The organism is Actinomycetota bacterium (genome assembly GCA_018333515.1).
Classification (GTDB): domain Bacteria; phylum Actinomycetota; class Aquicultoria; order Aquicultorales; family Aquicultoraceae; genus Aquicultor.
In genome coordinates, this window is the sequence record JAGXSZ010000002.1 from 1 (window position 1) to 18,316 (window position 18,316).

Sequence of the window (18,316 nt, forward strand, 5' to 3'; positions counted from 1 at the left end):
GGGGGGGGGGGGGGGGGGTCGAAGCATCCTTCAGACCATCTGTAAGACCATCTGTAGTTTCGCGCAACGCTACGATTTTGTCGGAGAGTTTTTGAGCGGCGGCGTCATCGCGAACTTTCAAGTAATTATGGAGCGCGCTGTTAAGGCTTTGGAACTCGACTCTTTGGTTTTGTACTGAGTCTACTCTGTCTACGGCGAAGGCGAGTTCGCCGACTTTTTCATTGAATTTCTTGAGGTTGAGCAAGCCCATAACACCGATGACAGCCGCCAAAGCGGAGAGAATAAATATGGTTATGAAGAGTTTTTTACCTACCGTCATATGCAAGTCCTTCAAAATCCAATACCGACGTTATGTTTTGGCCGGCGACGCTCTGTTTCTGTATGTTTCTATCGGCAACTTCGGTGATAGACCTAAAACACCTAAAAAAATTTTCGGCGACGCGCACACATGAGCAGCAGGCCCACGCCGACAAGTCGACCTCGGCATGAAATTCGCAACATCCACACACCGTCTTCACACCGTCTTCACATCCGGGGGGTATATTTGGTGTCGCGAGGATTATCCGAGAGGAGGTGCTGAGATGAGATTTTCAAGAAAGTTTTTGGTCGGGTTGCTCGTGGTGTCGATATCACTTGTAACGGTCGCGGGTATATCCTTCGCCGCGGAGGATAGCGACACAGGGACTACCACATCGGCGATTGTAAATGGTTGCCGTGGTTTCTTTGGCGGCGCGGCGGATGAGTTGGCGAAACTTCTAGGGCTCAAGTCCGAGGAGATTGTCGAGAAGCGCAATGCGGGACAGAGCTTGGCGGATATCGCCAAGGCGCGGGGTGTGGAAAAGGACAAAGTAGTAGACGCAATCGTGGATTCGCGTGAGCGATTCCTCGATGAGAAAGTTGAAGCAGGCTACTTAACTGAAGAGCAAAAGAACCAAATGTTGGAGAGAATGAAGTCAAGAGTGCGGGAACGCATAGAAGACCCCGCGGTCGGACCCGGAGGCGGTAGAGGCGGCGGCGGTTGCGGTATGGGTGGCCCCGGCGGCGGCCCGGGCATGAGGGGCGGCAGAGGCCCTGGTGCCGGATTTGGCGACGCTTCGGCGGTCACACCGACCAATCTCTAAGTTGACAATAAATATGCCGACCGAATGGTCGGCAAGCGGCGGCAACAATCGGCTTCACGGTGAGCGCTCCGAGGCGAGATGCTCATAGTGATGCCGATTGTTATATTTTACCGTGTTCTTGCCGGCCGGCGCGGCGGTCGATATCAAGATGTTTCGGTAAGTTCCGAAATAGTATATATTGGGGACGAACGGCACGGCACGAAATGGTCCGCCATGTTTTTAAACTAGGGACCGATGTAAGGTGTTGATTTATCGGTGGGCAAGAACACAATACTCGTCGTCGACGATGAAAAGGAGATAGTCGAGGTTTTAGCGGCCTATTTGGAGCGCGAAGACTACGAGGTCTTGAAGGCCTATGACGGCCGGGCGGCACTCGATATTGCGCGACGAGACGAGCCCGACCTTATCTTGCTCGACTTGATGCTGCCGGAGGTAAACGGGTTTGAGGTCTGCAAGTTGTTGCGCGCGACCTCGTCGGTACCGATAATCATGCTCACCGCGCGAGATGAAGAGACCGATAAGATTTTATGTTTAGAGGTAGGCGCGGACGACTATATCACGAAGCCTTTTAGTCCGCGCGAGGTGTTGGCAAGGGTGAGAGCGGTATTGCGGCGCGCGGTCGGCGAGGTCGCTAATACCGAGAAGTTACGGCTAGGCGAAATCGCCATGGACCTGGCCAAGCATGAGGTGACCAAAGCGGGTGAGGCTATCGCGCTTACTCCTACGGAATTTAAGTTGCTCGAAGCGATGGCGAGAAATCCCGGCAGGGTCTTTACCAGGCTTCAGCTGATCGATTACATACAAGGGTATTCTTTCGAAGGATACGAGCGGACAATCGACGCGCATGTTAAGAATCTTCGCCAGAAGATAGAGGCCAACCCGAAGAGACCGCGGTATATCGTAACCGTCTTCGGTGTCGGCTATAGAATGGAGGAAAGCGACGATGAGTAGTTTAGCCGCGAGGCTTACGATTACATTTACGCTGATCGCGCTGGTTTCGATTACCGCGGTCTCGGCGATAATCAACCGGGTAATCGGTCTACAGTTCAATGACTATCTTATAAGCGGACCCTTTGCCGGGCAGGCGGGCGGGCATGGCGGTATGCGCGCGCGGATGTTGGCCAACCTTATCGGCCCGTTAGAGGAGGGTTTTCTGCAGTCGGTCAACGAATGGATTTGGATTACCGGCATCGTGACCGCGTTGGTCGCGGCGCTTTTCGGCGTTTTGTTCGCCAAGCGCTTAACGGCGCCGTTGCACGAGCTTGCGGCAGCCGCAAAAAAAATAGCCCAGGGTGACTTAACCCATCGCGTCGAGGTAAACACGAAAGACGAAATCGGGCAGTTGGCGACCTCTTTCAACAAGATGGCCGTGAGTCTCGAGAGGAATAACCAGCTTCGCCGGCGGCTGCTCGGAGATATCGTTCACGAGCTGAAGACACCGTTGACTGTGGTGCGCGGCAATATCGAGGCCATGCTCGACGGGGTGATAGAGCCGAGCCAAAAGAAGCTGGCCGCTATCCACACGGAGACTTTGCTTTTGTCGAGGCTTCTAAATGACTTAAGAGACCTCGCGCTGGCCGAGGAGAAGCAACTCCGACTCGAAAAGGAGCGCGCCAATATCGGCTATATCATCCGGCAGGTCGTCGAGATGTTCAGGCCGAGGGCCGTCGAGGAGTCGAAGCGTCTCGAAGTGGAGATAGGTGAGGACTTGCCGCCTGTCAATGTCGATAGCGATAGGATTAGCCAGGTGCTCTATAATCTAATAGCCAACGCGTTTCAGTATACGGCGGGCGGGGATACGGTTAAAATCAGCGCTACGGTCGACTGCACGATAGGCGGAGGCGTCGATAACCCCGCGGTTTTGGTTTCGGTCGAGGATTCGGGCGAAGGGATATCCAAGGAAGACCTTCCGTACGTATTCAATCATTTCTATAGGGTCGATGAGTCGCGGGCGCGTGTGTCGGGCGGCTCCGGCATCGGCCTGGCGATAGTCAAGCATCTGGTCGAGGCGCATGGTGGACGGGTCTGGGCGAAGAGCGAGTTGGAGGCAGGCAGCATTTTCTCGTTTACGCTACCCGCCATCCAAGCCGGTGAGCACAACGACGGCGTGATGGGAGAGCGGGCGGCTGTCTAGCCGACAAGCGTTCTTATCAAGAGCGAAGCAGGCCTGCGTCTTATTGTTAGGCATAGGCTTGTTTTTAGCAGGCAGGTCGAGTATGTTTTTAACCAGAAAGAAAGTTCGCGATAGCGTCGATAACAGCCGATTGGATAAAGCATAAGTCGTAGCAACAGACGGTGAATTGATGGGAAACCTCACGAAGAAAGTCAAAAAGAAAAAGAGCCGCAAGGCCAAGGCTAAGTTTACCTCACTGGTCGTAATCGCCACAACGGTCGCTTTTCTTAACGCCGCTTCTTCCGTATACCTGCGCGAGATTTATAACATAAAGACCTTGCTTCCGTCATGGGGCCTGAACAAACAGGACATCGTTTTTAAATTCGGCGACTTGATGGTATTAAAGCAGGACCTCGCCCTCAAGATACTCGTAGACATGAACCTTCTGGCAACGGAGCAGATACGTCAAGTCGCCATGTTGGCGCTGGTAGGAGCCGCCGTATACATGATAGGGAAGAAATGGAGCGAACGCGTCTCCTTGATGTTTTTTGTCGTCGGATTGTGGGGCGTTCTTTACTATGCGTTTCTCTACGCTATTATTAAGTGGCCGACCTCTCTGCTCTCTAAAGACGTCATCGCGCTTGTGCCGATGCCGGTTATCGTCCCTGTGTATATGCCTCTAATGCTGAGCGCGCTCACCCTTATCGCGGGCCTCTTTCTTATCCTTAGAAGCAAATAGTCTTCTGAAATCTTGCCGCTTGAGCGTAAAATGCGCCTTGTCTTCGAGAGACACCCAGCCGCGGGCACCTGCTTTTTGTCAAAAACTCAAGCCCTCTGTATAATGTGGGATAGCTGTTTTGGGACTACTTCGGGACAAAGGGTGGAGGCAATGGATCAGAAGGGTTTATGTGCCGGCGGCGGCGAATCGGTTGCGTTTATCTATGGCGATGAATTCTTAGATTACAATTTTTCACCTTCGCACCCACTTCAGCCTATTCGCTTGATGTTGACCTATGAGCTATTAAAGGCCTATGGCGTGTTTTACAAACCTCAGGTAAGGCTGTTGCCCGGTCGTATGGCGACCGATGAAGAGCTGCTGGGGGTACACACGGCCCGCTATATCGAGGCGGTAAAGAAAATAAGTGAGACCGGCGATGCGTTCGGGGACCCGTCGATGTACGGCGCCGACGATTCGGTGTACGGGCCGAAGTTTGGCATAGGCGCCGGCGACAATCCGGCATTCAAAGGTATGCACGAGGCGGCGGGTCTTATTACCGGAAGCGCGATAGTCGCGACGGAAATGGTAATGAGCGGACAGACGGCTCACTCGGTCAGCATCTCGGGAGGGCTTCATCACGCTCTTGCCGACCGAGCCTCGGGTTTTTGCGTCTATAACGACCCCGCTTGCGCTATCGATTACGCCGTCAAACACTACGGCGCGCGCGTTCTATATATCGACATCGATGCCCACCACGGCGACGGTGTCCAATGGGCGTTCTATGATCGCTCCGACGTCCTGACCCTATCGCTTCACGAGAGCGGACGCTACCTTTTCCCTGGGACCGGCTTTATCGAAGAGATTGGAACGGGCGAGGGCGAGGGCTATTCGGTAAACGTCCCATTCGAGCCCGGGATTTATGACGAGCTATACCTGCGAGCTTTCGACGAGGTGGTCCCGCCGGTTGTCCGGGCGTTCAAACCCGACCTGATTGTCTCGCAGAACGGTTGTGATTCCCATCATACCGACCCTCTGGCGAGCATGAGCCTGACTACCAACGCCTATGAGCATATGTACGCGAGAATCCATCAGCTGGCCCATGAGGTTTCGGGAGGCAAACTGGTCGCCCTCGGGGGTGGCGGGTATCGGATATATGAGGTCGTGCCGCGAGCATGGGCGCTCCTTACCGCCGAGGTCGCCTCGGTCGGTTTAGACGATGACCTTCCGGGGCCGTGGCGCGAAATGTGCGCGAGCCACGCCCGTTTTGAATGCCCGCGCAAGTTGCGCGATGAGCCGATTGCGGGGGCCGCGGCGGACCTTCAGGCAAAGACCGAGCGGACCATCGAGCAGGTAAAGCGACAGCTCTTCCCATATTTAGGACTGGGCACCGGCTAAACCGCAAGGGTTCGTTCGGAGACTCACCGTCTTAGCGCGACGCGACGCGATATTGACAAAAGAGGCTAAGCGCAATACTCTTTTTACCATGGGCAAATACTCGATACATGTCGAAAAAGATTATCTAAAATTCAGTTCCGCTCATTTCTTGATATTCGGCGAGAAGTGCGAGCGTCTGCATGGGCACAATTATGCGGTATCCGTCGATTTGGAGGGTGAACTCGACGATATCGGCTATATCTTCGACTTTACAGTTCTTAAGGAATTTGCGGAGAACCACTGCGACGAACTCGACCATAAGACGCTCATACCCTCCAAGAACGACCTGGTCGCCATAGCCGAATCGAACGGCGCCGTCGAGGTGGTATTCAGGGATAAGCGGTTCATATTTCCGGCATCGGATGTCTTGATTTTGCCGATAAAGAACTGCACAGCCGAATTGCTCGCGTTTTATCTATCGGAGAAGATACGCGAGGACCTTCTCGATATGCGGGCGGACAATATAACCTCGATTACGATAGGCGTCGAGGAATCACCTGGTCAGACTGCGTATTATAAACGGGATATGCTGTAAGGCCGGCTATCCCGCAGGGGCGGCGCGGCATCCGCGGCTACTCGACCGGCGTCGAACCCGGTTTGCCGTTTAATCTATCAGCAGCACAAATGCCATTGCGATTGGTCGCGCCATCGGATTGGTCGCACTATTGGAGAGCTATGGACACAGCAAATGTCGCATTACTCGCGCTCGTCGTGGTACTGGTTGTCGCGGTAGTCTCTTTAGCCTTCAGAAAGGCCCCCTCGGATACCTCCGCGCTCCGCGATACCCTTGAGCGGCAAAATCTTCTAATCCAGGAGATGAAATCGAGCGTCGAGTTCGGCGATAGGTCGCAGAACTTTATTCGCGAAGAGATACTCAAAACCCAGCGCACCATAGAAAGCCTGAAAACCGATTACGAGGCCCGCAAACATCTCGAAGAGGAGAGCCGCAACGTCGTAAAGCGCCTGGAAAGCGTAATAGTCGGGAGCTACTCCAAGGGACAGGCGGGCGAGAATATATTAAACGAGATATTTAAACTCTTTCCTCGCGAGATGATCGCGCACAACTTCAGCGTAAACGGAAAGGTCGTCGAGTTCGGTCTTATCCTGTCGGACCGGCGGGTGCTCCCGATTGATTCGAAGTGGCCGGCGAGCAATCTCTTGATAGCGCTCGAAGAGGAGAGAGACGAGCGTGTTCGCCTCGGCTTAATTGATCAGATAGAGCGTGAGGTGACCCGTCGCGTAAGAGAGGTCTGCCAGTATATCGACCCCGATGTCACGGCTCCGTGGGCGGTGGCGGCGGTACCCGATGCCGTCTTCACCGTCTGTAAACGCGCCTACCTCGAAGCATACAAGCGGCAGGTCATCTTAATGTCATATAGCATGACCATCCCGTATGTCTTGACCTTCTACAGCCTCCACCTGCAATATTCGCGCTCTATCGACATGGAGAACCTGCAGAGCCACCTGATAACGATAGGGCGCCAGCTCGACGAGATGGAGCAAGTCCTCGAGAACAAAATCGCCCGGGGCGCGACGATGATAAACAACGCCTACGGCGAGTACAAGCAGATAATCTCGCGATTGCGAGCATCCGTGGTGTACCTGCAGACATCCGAGAGGGAGCACGCGATAGAAGAGCGCGTCGACCCCGAAGAACGCGACCCCTACGGGATAGCCGGCCACAACCGTGACGCGTAACCGACCCGCCCGACGAGTTCATCGATATTAGGCATCGCCGGAATTATTACCATGCGGTTGCTTATTTCATATTAAAAATGGGAACACACTTTGATAACAAGTAACAACTCAGCGTAGATAACAATACCTTAATAATCGCCGATTGTGTAAGCAACGGATATGCATGGGTTCAAACAATATTGCGTTTAGGGGTGAAGCTCGACTCGTATTTGCCGAATCATAAATAAGAACACGGCTGTCCCGTGGGTCGCGAGCAGTGTTAAAACGGCAGGTATTATTGGGTAAGAAGGAATTGACATGGTATTAGGGGTTTTTAGCGCATAGGAGCGGGGACTTGGATGTTCAAATAAAACTCGGCGATATTCCAATAATAGGTGTGAGTGGAGAGATAGACCACTTCGCCGTTCCCGAGCTTGAGCACAGGGTAATGGAGTTTATCGACACCGGCCATGCGTCGATTATCCTGGATTTCTCGGATGTAAGTTATATCGATAGCGCGGGCGTTGCCTTGATAATCCTGAGCATTCAAAGAACGACGCCTCTTGGAGGCAAGGTCGGCCTCATCGTCATCGATAAGAATGTCTTGAAAATACTTGAAATCGTCGGAATAACAAAGCTCGTACAAGCCTTTGCGCTCTATTCATCACTCGATGAAGCCCTCGCGGATATGTCTGGAGACAAAAGTGGTTAAGAAAGAGTCCGTTCTCGAAAAAGAACTCAGGCTGGATAGCCACACCAAGAACCTCTCTTTAATAAGAGAAGAGGTGGAGGCGATGGCCGCTGCTTGCGGTTTCGATGAGAACGAGTTATATCAGCTGAAGGTGGCGGTGAGCGAGGCCGCGGCCAACGCTATAGAGCATGGTTCGCCGCAGGGCGAGCAGAGCCATATTAAGGTATCCATCACATGCGATTCCGAAAGAATATCGATAGAGGTCATCGATGAAGGCGTTTTCAAAGCCCGCTTGCCGGTGACGGACGGTAGGCCGAGCCATCGAGGCCGAGGTATTTTCTTGATGACCGCACTAATGGATGAAGTAAACATCACCGAAGGCCTGACCGGCACCAAGGTTCGTTTGGTCAAGGTAAAAAACAAAGCCATGCTCGATGTGGCGGAGCCGAGCACCGCGTAATATTTCCCAAACCTCCATTGCTACCGCCATTCCATGGCCTTCCCGGGCTTACTATTACGGGCGTCATTATAATCCGTTGCGCTTGTTGTTGAAAGGCACGATAAGATATTTACATTTATGGTTCCCATGTTATGGTATATGCGGTGATGTGTGGTGGTAGCCGGATATGTCGAACTCTATAAAAAGGGAATACTTGAGGCAAGGGCCGAGAAAGCGCTTGCGGCTCTTGAGGTTTGTGAGCTGTGTCCCTGGGCGTGCGGCGTCGACCGGACGGCGGGCGATAAAGGAGTCTGCTGTACTGGGCGGGATGCTATCGTAAGCAGCTTTGGGCCGCACTTTGGGGAGGAGCGCCCACTGGTCGGGCGGGGAGGCTCGGGCACTATCTTTTTTGCGTCATGCAACATGCGCTGCCTCTTTTGCCAGAACTACGATATCAGCCGGCTTCGCCATGGTCGCGCGGCGAGTGCGGACCAGCTTGCGAAGATGATGCTCGATTTGCGGGATAGCGGCTGCCATAATATAAACTTTGTGACGCCAAGTCATGTAATTGCCCAGATACTCGAGGCGCTGGTAATCGCGGCTCGGCGGGGTTTAGGGGCGCCGCTCGTCTACAACACGGGCGGCTACGACAGCCTCGAGGCTTTGGCGTTGCTCGACGGCGTGGTCGACATATATATGCCGGACATCAAGTATATGGACGCTGCTACCGCCAAGCGCTTGTCGGGCATCAAGGATTACCCGGGGGTCGTCAAAGCCGCCGTAAAGGAGATGCACCGCCAAGTCGGTGACCTTGTTGTCGATGAGCGAGGCATAGCGGTGCGCGGGCTTCTTGTACGCCACCTCGTGCTGCCGGAAGGGCTTGCGGGTTCGCCCGAGGCCATGAAGTTTCTTGCCGAAGAGGTGTCGAAAGACACCTACGTCAACGTGATGGACCAGTATTACCCGTGCTACAAGGCGCATGACAACCCGCCGCTCGACAGAAGGATTACGAAGGAGGAGTTCACGGCGGCGGTCGACGCAGCGCTCGCGGCTGGTTTGACCAGGCTCGACCACCTCGAACCACGCGCCGGGCGATTCCGCGGCGACGAGAATGATTGAGACAGGCAGCCTAATCGCACTTGATTTTCAACCTTGGTCTTGCTAAAGTTTATATGCCGAATCCTGGCGTGGTTGCTTCTGCAAGTGATGCGCGAGGATTTAAATTATTCAGACGCGACAATCGCATATCGGGCCCTTAGCTCAGCTGGTCAGAGCAGGGGACTCATAATCCCTTGGTCGTAGGTTCGAATCCTACAGGGCCCACACCACTTTGGCTTGTGAAAAATGCCTTTCACAAGCCATTTTCTTTTGCTGGAAGGATAGAGGGTTCATCGGACTCGAACTTTTTTGTTTTAAAAGTGTATTCAATGATTACGGTGAAGATGCAACTGTCGGAATTTAACGATTGACGTTTAACGCGTCACGTTATAACATTAGGCCGATGATAAAATCATTCAAGGACAAAGAAACAGAAAAGGTCTATAGTCGCGAGGGCTCCAACAAGCTACCTCGAAATATTCAGCAGGTTGCTTTGCGAAAACTGCGGATGATAAATAACGCCAAGAACCTTAATGATTTGCGAATCCCACCGGCCAACAGATTAGAGAGGCTTAAAGGAGGCCGCGAAGGACAGTTAAGCATTAGAATCAACGATCAATGGCGTATCTGTTTTCGGTGGCGGGACGCAGATGCCTATGAAATCGAAATAACGGATTACCATTAAAAGGAGCACCATGAAGAAAAAGCTACATTCAGTACATCCCGGTGAGGTCCTCTTAGAAGAGTTTCTCAAGCCTATGGGTATGAGCCAGAATAGGCTTGCCATAAATATCGGGGTACCAGCGAGAAGGATAAATGAGATTGTCCTCGGCAAGCGAAGCATTACCGCAGACACAGCGCTGAGGCTTGCCAGGTTCTTTGGCACCTCTGCTGAGTTCTGGCTCGGCTTGCAAGCTCAGTACGATCTCGATGTTACTACAGAAGCACTGGGTGAGAGGCTAGAGCGGGAAGTAAAGAAACGTGCTGATGTTGGATAGAAGTGAACCACTGGCAAGCAGCGGTAATTTGGTGGGTTTATTACGCGTTATAGATGACTACGGAAGAGAATTATGGTAAGAAGAAAGGTAACTATCCGTATGCCCAGCCGAGGCTGGGACGTTCAGCGGGAGACAGTGTTCGGAAGGGCTTTACTTCAGATCATAGCTCGACATCGTATGAGTTTTTAGCTGTCGACCATCCGCTAAGCCGGGGAGCGAGAAATAAGGTGGCCTCGTTGTCCAGTCGTGCGAATCCAACCCGCAGGTTATAAAGTATACTCCCATTGGGGACATTTATCGCAGAAAGAGCGGAGGAGCCGGACGAACCTATCGCCGAGCCGCCAAGATACCGCGATAAATGGCGGCGCAGGTGGTAAATGCGAGGATACCAAGTTCGTCCTATGGAAAAATCAGCGATCCGCTTGCCCGTAACTGATGGGTAAAGCCGGAGTCCAAACAACAAGCAGCGATAAAGATAAAATAATCTCTTGATATAGAGGAGTTCTAATTGGCAAAAATGTTGAAAGTCGATAATAATTTCACTCCATGCCCCGTTGATACCGGAGATGAGCTGTTTCCAAATGGTATTTTCGAGTTTAATATCACAAAAATGCGCCAATATATTCAAAAACACCCCAACGACATAACTCTTGAAGAGTCAGCGGTAAGCGATTTCTTCGAAGGTTTTTCATCTATCAACGAGTCACATATGGATTCCGTTGAGATTTCTCGGCCTGTAATAATGGCAGAAATTTCTCCAGGGCAATATAACTTGATTGATGGCAATCACAGAATGGAAAAAGCGCGTAGGATGGGAATAAAAAGTATGCTAGCGTACAGACTCAATGTTGAGCAGCATATGAGATTCCTAACTTCCAAAAAGGCTTATACCACCTATATTGAATATTGGAACAGCAAACTGAAATAACTCAAGCCGTTAAGGACAAGGGGCCATCTAATTGTCCCCGGCCACATTAATTGAGCAATAACCGTCCGATTCTGGGCAAATTAATTGTTCCTCTAGTGGTAGTTACTACGCTAATAATACCCTGATTAATTTAAAATTATCGATCCTTGATCTAAGATAGAAAGAGAAGTTTGTCTAGAAAGGAGAAGCCCTCTTCCTCGTATCTTTTTCGCCGAAGGTCAAGGAAGGGAGCCCACCAAAGCTATCGTTATCATAACTCCCTGGACCGATCCTGTCGAGAGCGCCGGCAAAAATTAAGAAACTTGCAATATAGAAATACATATTGCAACTCACTTTACCGAAAGCTATGAAAAACATGCAAAAATCAAACAGTTTTATTGCTGGGAGTTATAAAAAACACTTCTGGAACAAAGAATATGAATACCAGAGCTTTTGGCCCACTCCAGTAAATAGGTCCTACGAATGGAAAGATAAAAGAATTTCTGTTTCCGGCTTACAAGAGTGTCGCGCCGCGCCGGGCATATATCCCGCTTAATGACCGGTAGATAGCCATTCTACCATCCCACCATTTCTCATGATGTCGTTTTGGATTTATATCCGATGAGGTATATCCCTATTAAGCAATTCTATTGTCCGTGGTGGGTTACCGCTAAACCGGCCGTCCATTTCGGAAGAATTTCACGGGGAGGGTCATAGACCATGGACTCACTTATTAGCGATTACTTATCAGGGTATTTTGAAACTCATGAGCCGCCATGCCTCTCACTCTACCAGCCGACTCATCGGTATCAGCCGGAAAGCGGCCAGGACCTGATACGGTTTAGAAACCTCTTGAAGGTGATGGAGGAGTCGCTGCGACAGAAGTATCCGACGCGCGAAGTCCAACCGCTTCTGGAGCCGTTCCGGGCTTTGGCCGAAGATCACGACTTCTGGAGCCACACCCTTGACGGATTGGCCGCGCTGGGCGCGCCCGGAATGTTTCGAGCATACCGACTCCAGCGCCCGGTTGGTGAGTTGGTCGTCGTGGCCGACAGCTTTCACATCAAGCCCCTGATGCGCATCGTTCAGTCGGCCGACCGCTACCAGGTCCTCGGTCTTGACCGGCACGAAATCAGGCTATTCGAGGGCAACCGCGACGCTTTAGACGAGGTCGAGCCGGCCCCAGGCGTCCCGCGAACTCTTACTGAAGCGCTGGGCGAGGAATTGACCGAGCCGCAGCAAACCGTCGCCTCCTACGGTACGGGGGGCGCCGAGCCCGCGACGTACCACGGCCACAGCGCGAAGCAGGACGAGGTCGACATCGACGCGGAGCGATTCTTCCGCGCCGTCGACCGCGCCGTCTTGGAACATCACTCGCGACCATCGGGCCTGCCTTTATTGTTGGCGGCGCTGCCGGAGAGCGGCAGTCTTTTCCGCCGGGTCAGCCGCAACCCGCTTCTGTTGGCCGAGGGAATCGACATCCATACCGGCGCCCTGCCGATAGATATACTCCGCGACCGCGCCTGGCGGGCTGTCGAGCCCCATTATCTCGCCCGGCTCGCCGCGCTGGTCGAGGCATTCGGGGCGGCGAGTTCCAAGGGGCTCGGCTCTGGTGACCTGGCCGCGGTAGGCGAAGCGGCTGTCGGCGGCAAGGTGGCGACACTTCTTATCGAGGCCGAACGCCGGATTCCCGGAAGGCTCGACGCCGAGACCGGTCGGATTGACTTCGACGAATTGGTCGCCCCCGACGTCGACGACCTCCTCGACGACCTTGGGGAACGGGTTTTAAAGATGGGCGGCCAGGTTGTGGTCGTCCCCGCCGAGAAGATGCCGACGCGCACGGGCCTGGCTGCGATCTACCGGTTTTAAACCGCAGCAACCCGCTTAAGCGATTATTATCATTGCCGCGGCGACCGGCTATTCTTCCAGACGCGATGATGTCCCGGATTATATGGTAAAATAGCCGGCAGGTTCATAAAATGTAATGAGCCGAGGCCGACCCGGTGTTGGTGGGGCCGCTTAAAGGAAGGCGTTTTCTGTGCGGATAGAAGTCAGAATCATCACTCGCGATTATGAGTTGGGGCTTAGGCTCTTCGATACCCGCAGGTTTCCGAGCCGGTATCCGAAGGCCATACCAGGTGGCGCCGTTGTCGGCTCGCAAAGCCTGATAGAGAATGAGGATTCTACGGAGTGGACCGAGGTTATCGACCTTGCCGTCGATTTCGATGAGAACTGTTCGGTCGAGATGTTTGCCAATTGGCTATACGGCAAACTTACAGCCAAACCGGACGATATATATTCATTGGCGATTGCCGGCAAGACCGTCGAGATCGATGAGGCGGAGATAGTGCGCGCCGTCGAAGCGGGGCTCAAAAGCTCAAATTAAAAAACCAAGCCGCGCTTTAGCGGCTTGGTTTTGAATATCTACGTCTTCAGCGAAACCACGGATTTCATTGCGAGCGCCGGCCTGTGCCGGCGTCGGAATCCCATCGACTTGTTTGAAACCGTCCGACAAATTGCCGGCTGTCTTTGCCGTGCTACTAGAGAGAAGCTATATATAACCCGCCTATAAGACGCCTAAACGTTTTAACCTGAGCCAGCTCGAGACAATTGGCTGGTACCAGAAGACTAGAGCGCCCCCGATGGCTACCGCTACCAAGAAATACAGCATCTTTTTCAAATGTATCGCCTCCTTTACTTGATTTCTTGCCAAAAACGTCTATTTGCTAACGTAGTGCCCGCGTTTTAGCGGTATTTTATGATAGCCGCTATCGCGGACGGTCGTTGGTCTGGCTATTTCTGTTTCGACTATTGCTGTGATGCTGCCGGTTGGCATAGGGCTTAAGGGTTATTAAAGTTTCTAAGAATTACTCCAAGACATACTGGGCTGATAAGATACTATACCATAGACCGACCGACAACGGCACCTATATTATACCCATAGCGGCACTATTTGCGGCACAGCGTTATTTGTCGCCGGCATAGCCCGAAGCGGTCGCCATAACGAAGGGTCCGAAGTTTTCTTGCTCTTTCCAGACCTTGCCGTCGACGATTATCTCGACCTTTATTGAGCCGGAATCCCTAGCTTGCGCCGATACGTATAAAGAGGTGCCGGCCGGAGCGCCGGCAGGGGATTTCCATCGCCAGGGTACGGCTGTTTCTAGCTTATTGGTCCAGCCCTTTTCATTGGTGTAAGTGATTATCGCTCGTTTGGAGCTGCCGGTTACGCTGTACTCGACATCGTAGCCGGTATTTTGTTCCGAGCCGACGTCGGAGAGCGAAGACGCCCCAAACCATAAAACACCCAGGATGATAATCGAGGCTGTCAAGATGAGCGGTATTTTCACGACCCACTTCGCGTTGCCGAACCAGTCTAAGAAATCTCTCATTGCTCTGCTCCCAAGGGCGTGCTTGTCCATATTGGCTGAGTTAATCGTACCATAGACACACCCTGAGAAGATATTTTTTTAGTGCGGCGTAGCACTTCGCGCAAGGGTGTTTGCCGCGCGTTATGCATAACAACTGTCGACTCTGGGGCGTGGTGACGTATGTGACTTTCGCCGGGTTCCGGGTATATACGGCTTCAACGCCGGTTCGCTTAAGAGGGATTCGAAACGTCCATGACGGTTATGGGTTGCCGGTTACTTAAGCACTTGGCGTTTAGAATTTTCAAGCGGTGGAATACACCATAAGAAGGAGATGAATGCGTGAACACTAAAGCGCTGCAAAAAATCAGTTACGGCATGTATGTCATAGGGTCGAAGAGCGGAGAGCGGCTCAACGGACAAATCGCAAACACCGTCATACAGACGACGTCGGAGCCGCCTAACATTGCGATCTGCATAAACAAGCAGAACCTCACGCACGAATTTATCGAAGTTAGCGGCGTGTTTTCGGCATCGGTCCTCTCAGAAGAAACACCGATGCCGTTTATCGGCCATTTCGGATTTAAATCGGGAAGGGATCTGGACAAATTCGAAGGGGTGAACTACCGCGCGGGAGAGACCGGCGTACCGATAGTTCTCGACAACGCCACAGCCTTTATCGAGGCGGAGGTTGTCGGCGCCATGGATGCCGTGAGCCACACGATGTTCCTCGGAAGAGTAATAGATTGCGATTTGCTTGCCGAAGGCAAGCCCATGACCTATGCTTTCTACCACGAAGTCAAACGCGGCAAGTCGCCCAAAGCCGCGCCGACCTATATCAAGGAATAGTTCTTTAAGATGGAAGAGCGATTGAAAGGAGTCGATTGAAAATGGACAAGTACGAATGCCTGGTCTGCGGATACGTGTACAACCCGGAGGACGGCGACCCCGATTCGGGAGTCGGCGCCGGTACCGCGTTCGAGGACCTGCCCGATGATTGGGTCTGTCCGGTGTGCGGCGCCGACAAAGATCAGTTTGAAAAAGTCTAAGCCTCCTCGTCGATTTTTTTGAGGTATATGAAGCGTTCAAGGACTTTATTGTATGCGCTCCATTCCGCCCCGGCATCCGATTTCTCATCGATTAGCAGGAACGCGTTGATTTTGGCATCCGCGTCGTCGCAGAGATGCAGAAGCAGGGCTTCGATGGTCTTTGGTTTGCGCGGCGATTGGTTTTCGTAAGAACCGTGGTGGCTCAGGATTAGATGTCCGAGCTGAAGAACGATTTCGGCATCGATGTCACCCAACTTGCCGGCCCGCTCGTTTATTATTTCGTAGCCGAGAACATGGTGGCCGATGAGTCTCCCGACGGTCGAGTAGTCTATCATCCGCGCATAAGAGAACTCGCGCAGTTTTCCTATATCGTGGACGAGGCCACCCGCCACCAGCAGGTCCCGGTTGACTCTGCCTGGGTAGAGTTTGGCTATGTTGTCGCAAAGCCCGGCGACTCCGACCGAGTGCTCCAGCAAGCCTCCCAGATAGGCGTGGTGAAAACCTTTAGCGGCCGGTGCTTTGGCAAACTCCGCTAGCATGCGCTCGTCGAAGATTTCCCGGAGCAGTCTTTTGAGTTGAGGGTTTTTCATGGAGCCGACGATTTCGAGTAACTCCGCTCGCAAGGCGTCGGTGTCGGCGCCGGTAGTCGGTATGAAATCCGAATAATCTGTCTCGCCGTCGACAACCGGCTCGAGGCTGCTGATTTTTAGTTGTGGTTTTTGCTGGTAAACTTCGACGACGCCGGCGACTTTGACGATCGACCCCACGTCGAAGCAGTCGTAAATCGTGTCGGTCACGCTCCATATCTTCGCGCCGATGGTCCCGGTTTTGTTTCCAAGGATAATGTCCGCGTATGCGCTGCCGGCCTTCGTCAGCTTCTTCTCTTTTCTATGGACGACAAAACAAGCGTCGACGTGCTCACCGCCTGTAAGTGAGTTAAGGTCTTGTGTCATGAAGCGCCCCTTGTCCTTATAAACCCTTCGAAATGCTCCACCCATTATATATTAAGCGGGCGCGCAAAAGATATTATTGGTATATTCTAGATATGGAAACGTTTTTAAATAGCCGAGGCTTCTCAAGCCGAACACGCGTCGGTGTTGCAGAATATGATATGGGGAGATTATGAAGCTTACTCAGATTGTCGCCCGCGATATTCCGGACGCCTGGTTTCAGGCGATAAACGCCACAGTGGCGGACGGCTTTGACTATGTCATCGACCGCGGCAGCTACCGGGGCGCCAGGAGAAAAGAACTCGATTTCGTGACCATTCAAATAACCCATCCCGGCGTCAGGCCGCTCGTCCCCGATATTCCGCCGCAGCTCGGCCTTACGCCGCCGGCGTCCGAGGAGTATGTCCAAGATTACATGCGATATCTCATGACCTCGGAGAAGCAGGCGAACGAGCAGTACACTTACGGCGAGTATCTGGAGCCGCAGTTGTACGAGGTCATACGGATGTACAAAGAAGAAGGGCTCGGTACGAACCAGGCGTGCATGGCGGTCTGTGACCGGGAATCGATTCATCTCGAAGACCCGCCGTGTTTGCGTCAGGTCGACACGAGGGTGCGCTATGGTAAGCTCCACTTCTTCGTCTATTTTCGCTCATGGGACTTGTGGGGCGGGTTCCCCGCCAATCTCGCGGGTCTTCAGTTAATGAAGGAATTTATGGCGAGCGAGATCGGCGTCGATGATGGTGAACTTATCGCCGTATCCAAAGGCCTCCACCTTTATGAGTATGCATGGCCGCTGGCGAATATGCGGTTGGGCAAGAAATAGCCGGTAACTTAAGCGGGTTGATTTCCCGGCCGATAGGCTGACTATGGGAAACATGTTGCCGCTTGAGATTGAAAAAATAGATTGGCCGGCTATCCGCTCGACACTGAAACCGGGCACGAAGATAGATGTCCAGTTTAACCAGTTCGATGCGCCGGTGGCGTATGTCATTGTCATGGCGCTGGACATCCCGGTATTTTTTTGCCGCCGCGTGGAGGCCGATGTCGCCCCGACCCTTGAACTGAGCGAAAACCCCATGGTTTACATACCGACCACGCGCGACCTTTGCTCACTCAGGGTTGTCGTCAAGGAATCCGTACTGGGGGCGGAATACCTGGCGCTCATGCCGGCGGAAAACGCTAAATTCTTGAGGCGGCGGCGGTCTATACGTATTCGCACCTGGGAGAATATTAGCTACCGGGTTCAGTTTGATGGGAAGAGCAATATTTATAAGGGTGTCGCCGTCGAAGACCTCGGCAGGGGAGGCATCGGACTTCTCGTCTATGCCGCCGGTCCCGTCGAGCAAGGCGTGTCGGCGCAGATAAAGATAAACCTGCCGGGAGAGAGCGAGCAGTTAGCGGCTTCCGGTGAGGTGACGCACTGCATCGCTCAAGACAACATGCCGCGCATGTATAGAGTCGGTATCAGGTTTGTCACGATAAGCCCCCGCAACCAGCAGACGATAGCGATGTATATGGAGCAGGCGCGTTTGAAGGACAAGTCGAAGACCTGAGCCTTGCCCTCCGCGGGCACCCGGCGAGCAGTAATATCGCTATCGCAAGTAGCCCGATGGCAAGATAATAATTTGGAGCCCATCCATTGAAGCGGAATCTAAATCACTATACAATCGGCATGTGACGACATTTAAAATTTTACCCAAGGCTGGACAAGTAATAAGGCTCTCGGATGACCTCGGAAATTCGTGGAGCTTTG

The 18,316-nt window shown here is 52.8% G+C and carries 22 protein-coding genes and 1 tRNA gene; 20 read left to right on the top strand and 3 right to left on the bottom strand.

Annotation, left to right across the window (positions count from 1 at the left end; translation table 11 throughout):
• Positions 1-319 (bottom strand): MCP four helix bundle domain-containing protein (locus KGZ93_00535; GenBank protein MBS3908112.1); only part of this gene is annotated, 319 nt, incomplete at its 3' end.
• A gap of 262 nt (positions 320-581) precedes the next feature.
• Here KGZ93_00535 and KGZ93_00540 point away from each other — a divergent pair.
• From KGZ93_00540 to KGZ93_00615, 16 genes are all read left to right on the top strand, one after another.
• Complete coding sequence (locus KGZ93_00540; protein ID MBS3908113.1) at positions 582-1,121, top strand: hypothetical protein; 540 nt, start codon at positions 582-584, stop codon at positions 1,119-1,121.
• A 255-nt stretch (positions 1,122-1,376) separates the two neighbouring features.
• The gene (locus KGZ93_00545; GenBank protein MBS3908114.1) at positions 1,377-2,072 is read left to right on the top strand and encodes a response regulator transcription factor; all 696 of its coding nucleotides are present in this window, start codon (positions 1,377-1,379) and stop codon (positions 2,070-2,072) included.
• Positions 2,065-3,255 (top strand): HAMP domain-containing protein, encoded by a 1,191-nt coding sequence (locus KGZ93_00550; protein MBS3908115.1) that lies wholly within the window; start codon positions 2,065-2,067, stop codon positions 3,253-3,255. The genes KGZ93_00545 and KGZ93_00550 overlap by 8 nt, the downstream gene beginning before the upstream one ends.
• Before the next feature lie 169 nt (positions 3,256-3,424).
• Positions 3,425-3,973, top strand: a complete 549-nt coding sequence (locus tag KGZ93_00555) for a hypothetical protein (protein MBS3908116.1) — start codon at positions 3,425-3,427, stop codon at positions 3,971-3,973.
• A 150-nt stretch (positions 3,974-4,123) separates the two neighbouring features.
• A complete protein-coding gene (locus KGZ93_00560; GenBank protein ID MBS3908117.1) occupies positions 4,124-5,347 on the top strand; it encodes an acetoin utilization protein AcuC in 1,224 nt (407 codons plus the stop codon).
• Positions 5,348-5,399: 52 nt separating this feature from the next.
• Positions 5,400-5,921 (top strand): 6-carboxytetrahydropterin synthase, encoded by a 522-nt coding sequence (locus KGZ93_00565; GenBank protein MBS3908118.1) that lies wholly within the window; start codon positions 5,400-5,402, stop codon positions 5,919-5,921.
• Positions 5,922-6,061: 140 nt separating this feature from the next.
• Positions 6,062-7,084, top strand: a complete 1,023-nt coding sequence (rmuC, locus tag KGZ93_00570) for a DNA recombination protein RmuC (protein MBS3908119.1) — start codon at positions 6,062-6,064, stop codon at positions 7,082-7,084.
• Positions 7,085-7,418: 334 nt separating this feature from the next.
• Positions 7,419-7,775: an STAS domain-containing protein gene (locus KGZ93_00575; GenBank protein MBS3908120.1), complete on the top strand. Its 357-nt coding sequence runs from the start codon at positions 7,419-7,421 to the stop codon at positions 7,773-7,775.
• Positions 7,768-8,214, top strand: coding sequence for an ATP-binding protein (locus KGZ93_00580; protein ID MBS3908121.1), 447 nt, complete (start codon positions 7,768-7,770; stop codon positions 8,212-8,214). The genes KGZ93_00575 and KGZ93_00580 overlap by 8 nt, the downstream gene beginning before the upstream one ends.
• 153 nt (positions 8,215-8,367) lie before the next feature.
• A complete protein-coding gene (locus KGZ93_00585) occupies positions 8,368-9,312 on the top strand; it encodes a radical SAM protein (GenBank protein ID MBS3908122.1) in 945 nt (314 codons plus the stop codon).
• A 130-nt stretch (positions 9,313-9,442) separates the two neighbouring features.
• Positions 9,443-9,516 (top strand) — tRNA-Ile (locus KGZ93_00590).
• A 178-nt stretch (positions 9,517-9,694) separates the two neighbouring features.
• Positions 9,695-9,976 carry a type II toxin-antitoxin system RelE/ParE family toxin gene (locus KGZ93_00595; protein MBS3908123.1) on the top strand — a complete coding sequence of 94 codons (282 nt, stop codon included), beginning with the start codon at positions 9,695-9,697 and terminating at the stop codon, positions 9,974-9,976.
• Between the two features lie 10 nt (positions 9,977-9,986).
• The gene (locus tag KGZ93_00600) at positions 9,987-10,289 is read left to right on the top strand and encodes a HigA family addiction module antidote protein (GenBank protein MBS3908124.1); all 303 of its coding nucleotides are present in this window, start codon (positions 9,987-9,989) and stop codon (positions 10,287-10,289) included.
• 508 nt (positions 10,290-10,797) lie between these two features.
• On the top strand, positions 10,798-11,217 hold the full coding sequence (locus KGZ93_00605) for a ParB N-terminal domain-containing protein (GenBank protein ID MBS3908125.1): 420 nt from the start codon (positions 10,798-10,800) through the stop codon (positions 11,215-11,217).
• A gap of 699 nt (positions 11,218-11,916) precedes the next feature.
• Positions 11,917-13,065: a hypothetical protein gene (locus KGZ93_00610; GenBank protein ID MBS3908126.1), complete on the top strand. Its 1,149-nt coding sequence runs from the start codon at positions 11,917-11,919 to the stop codon at positions 13,063-13,065.
• Between the two features lie 169 nt (positions 13,066-13,234).
• Positions 13,235-13,582 carry a hypothetical protein gene (locus KGZ93_00615; GenBank protein MBS3908127.1) on the top strand — a complete coding sequence of 116 codons (348 nt, stop codon included), beginning with the start codon at positions 13,235-13,237 and terminating at the stop codon, positions 13,580-13,582.
• A gap of 580 nt (positions 13,583-14,162) precedes the next feature.
• Here KGZ93_00615 and KGZ93_00620 read toward each other — a convergent pair.
• Positions 14,163-14,585, bottom strand: a complete 423-nt coding sequence (locus KGZ93_00620) for a hypothetical protein (GenBank protein MBS3908128.1) — start codon at positions 14,583-14,585, stop codon at positions 14,163-14,165.
• Positions 14,586-14,903: 318 nt separating this feature from the next.
• Here KGZ93_00620 and KGZ93_00625 point away from each other — a divergent pair, with 318 nt between their 5' ends.
• Both KGZ93_00625 and KGZ93_00630 read left to right on the top strand, forming a co-directional pair.
• Positions 14,904-15,410 carry a flavin reductase gene (locus tag KGZ93_00625; protein MBS3908129.1) on the top strand — a complete coding sequence of 169 codons (507 nt, stop codon included), beginning with the start codon at positions 14,904-14,906 and terminating at the stop codon, positions 15,408-15,410.
• 41 nt (positions 15,411-15,451) lie between these two features.
• The gene (locus KGZ93_00630; protein MBS3908130.1) at positions 15,452-15,610 is read left to right on the top strand and encodes a rubredoxin; all 159 of its coding nucleotides are present in this window, start codon (positions 15,452-15,454) and stop codon (positions 15,608-15,610) included.
• On the opposite strand, the gene KGZ93_00635 is transcribed toward KGZ93_00630, so the two are convergent.
• Positions 15,607-16,563 (bottom strand): HD domain-containing protein, encoded by a 957-nt coding sequence (locus tag KGZ93_00635; protein ID MBS3908131.1) that lies wholly within the window; start codon positions 16,561-16,563, stop codon positions 15,607-15,609. The genes KGZ93_00630 and KGZ93_00635 overlap by 4 nt on opposite strands.
• Positions 16,564-16,732: 169 nt before the next feature.
• On the opposite strand from KGZ93_00635, the gene KGZ93_00640 reads away from it, so the two are divergent.
• Positions 16,733-17,386: a thymidylate synthase gene (locus KGZ93_00640; protein ID MBS3908132.1), complete on the top strand. Its 654-nt coding sequence runs from the start codon at positions 16,733-16,735 to the stop codon at positions 17,384-17,386.
• 43 nt (positions 17,387-17,429) lie between these two features.
• Positions 17,430-18,116 carry a PilZ domain-containing protein gene (locus KGZ93_00645; protein MBS3908133.1) on the top strand — a complete coding sequence of 229 codons (687 nt, stop codon included), beginning with the start codon at positions 17,430-17,432 and terminating at the stop codon, positions 18,114-18,116.
• Positions 18,117-18,316: the final 200 nt, after the last annotated feature.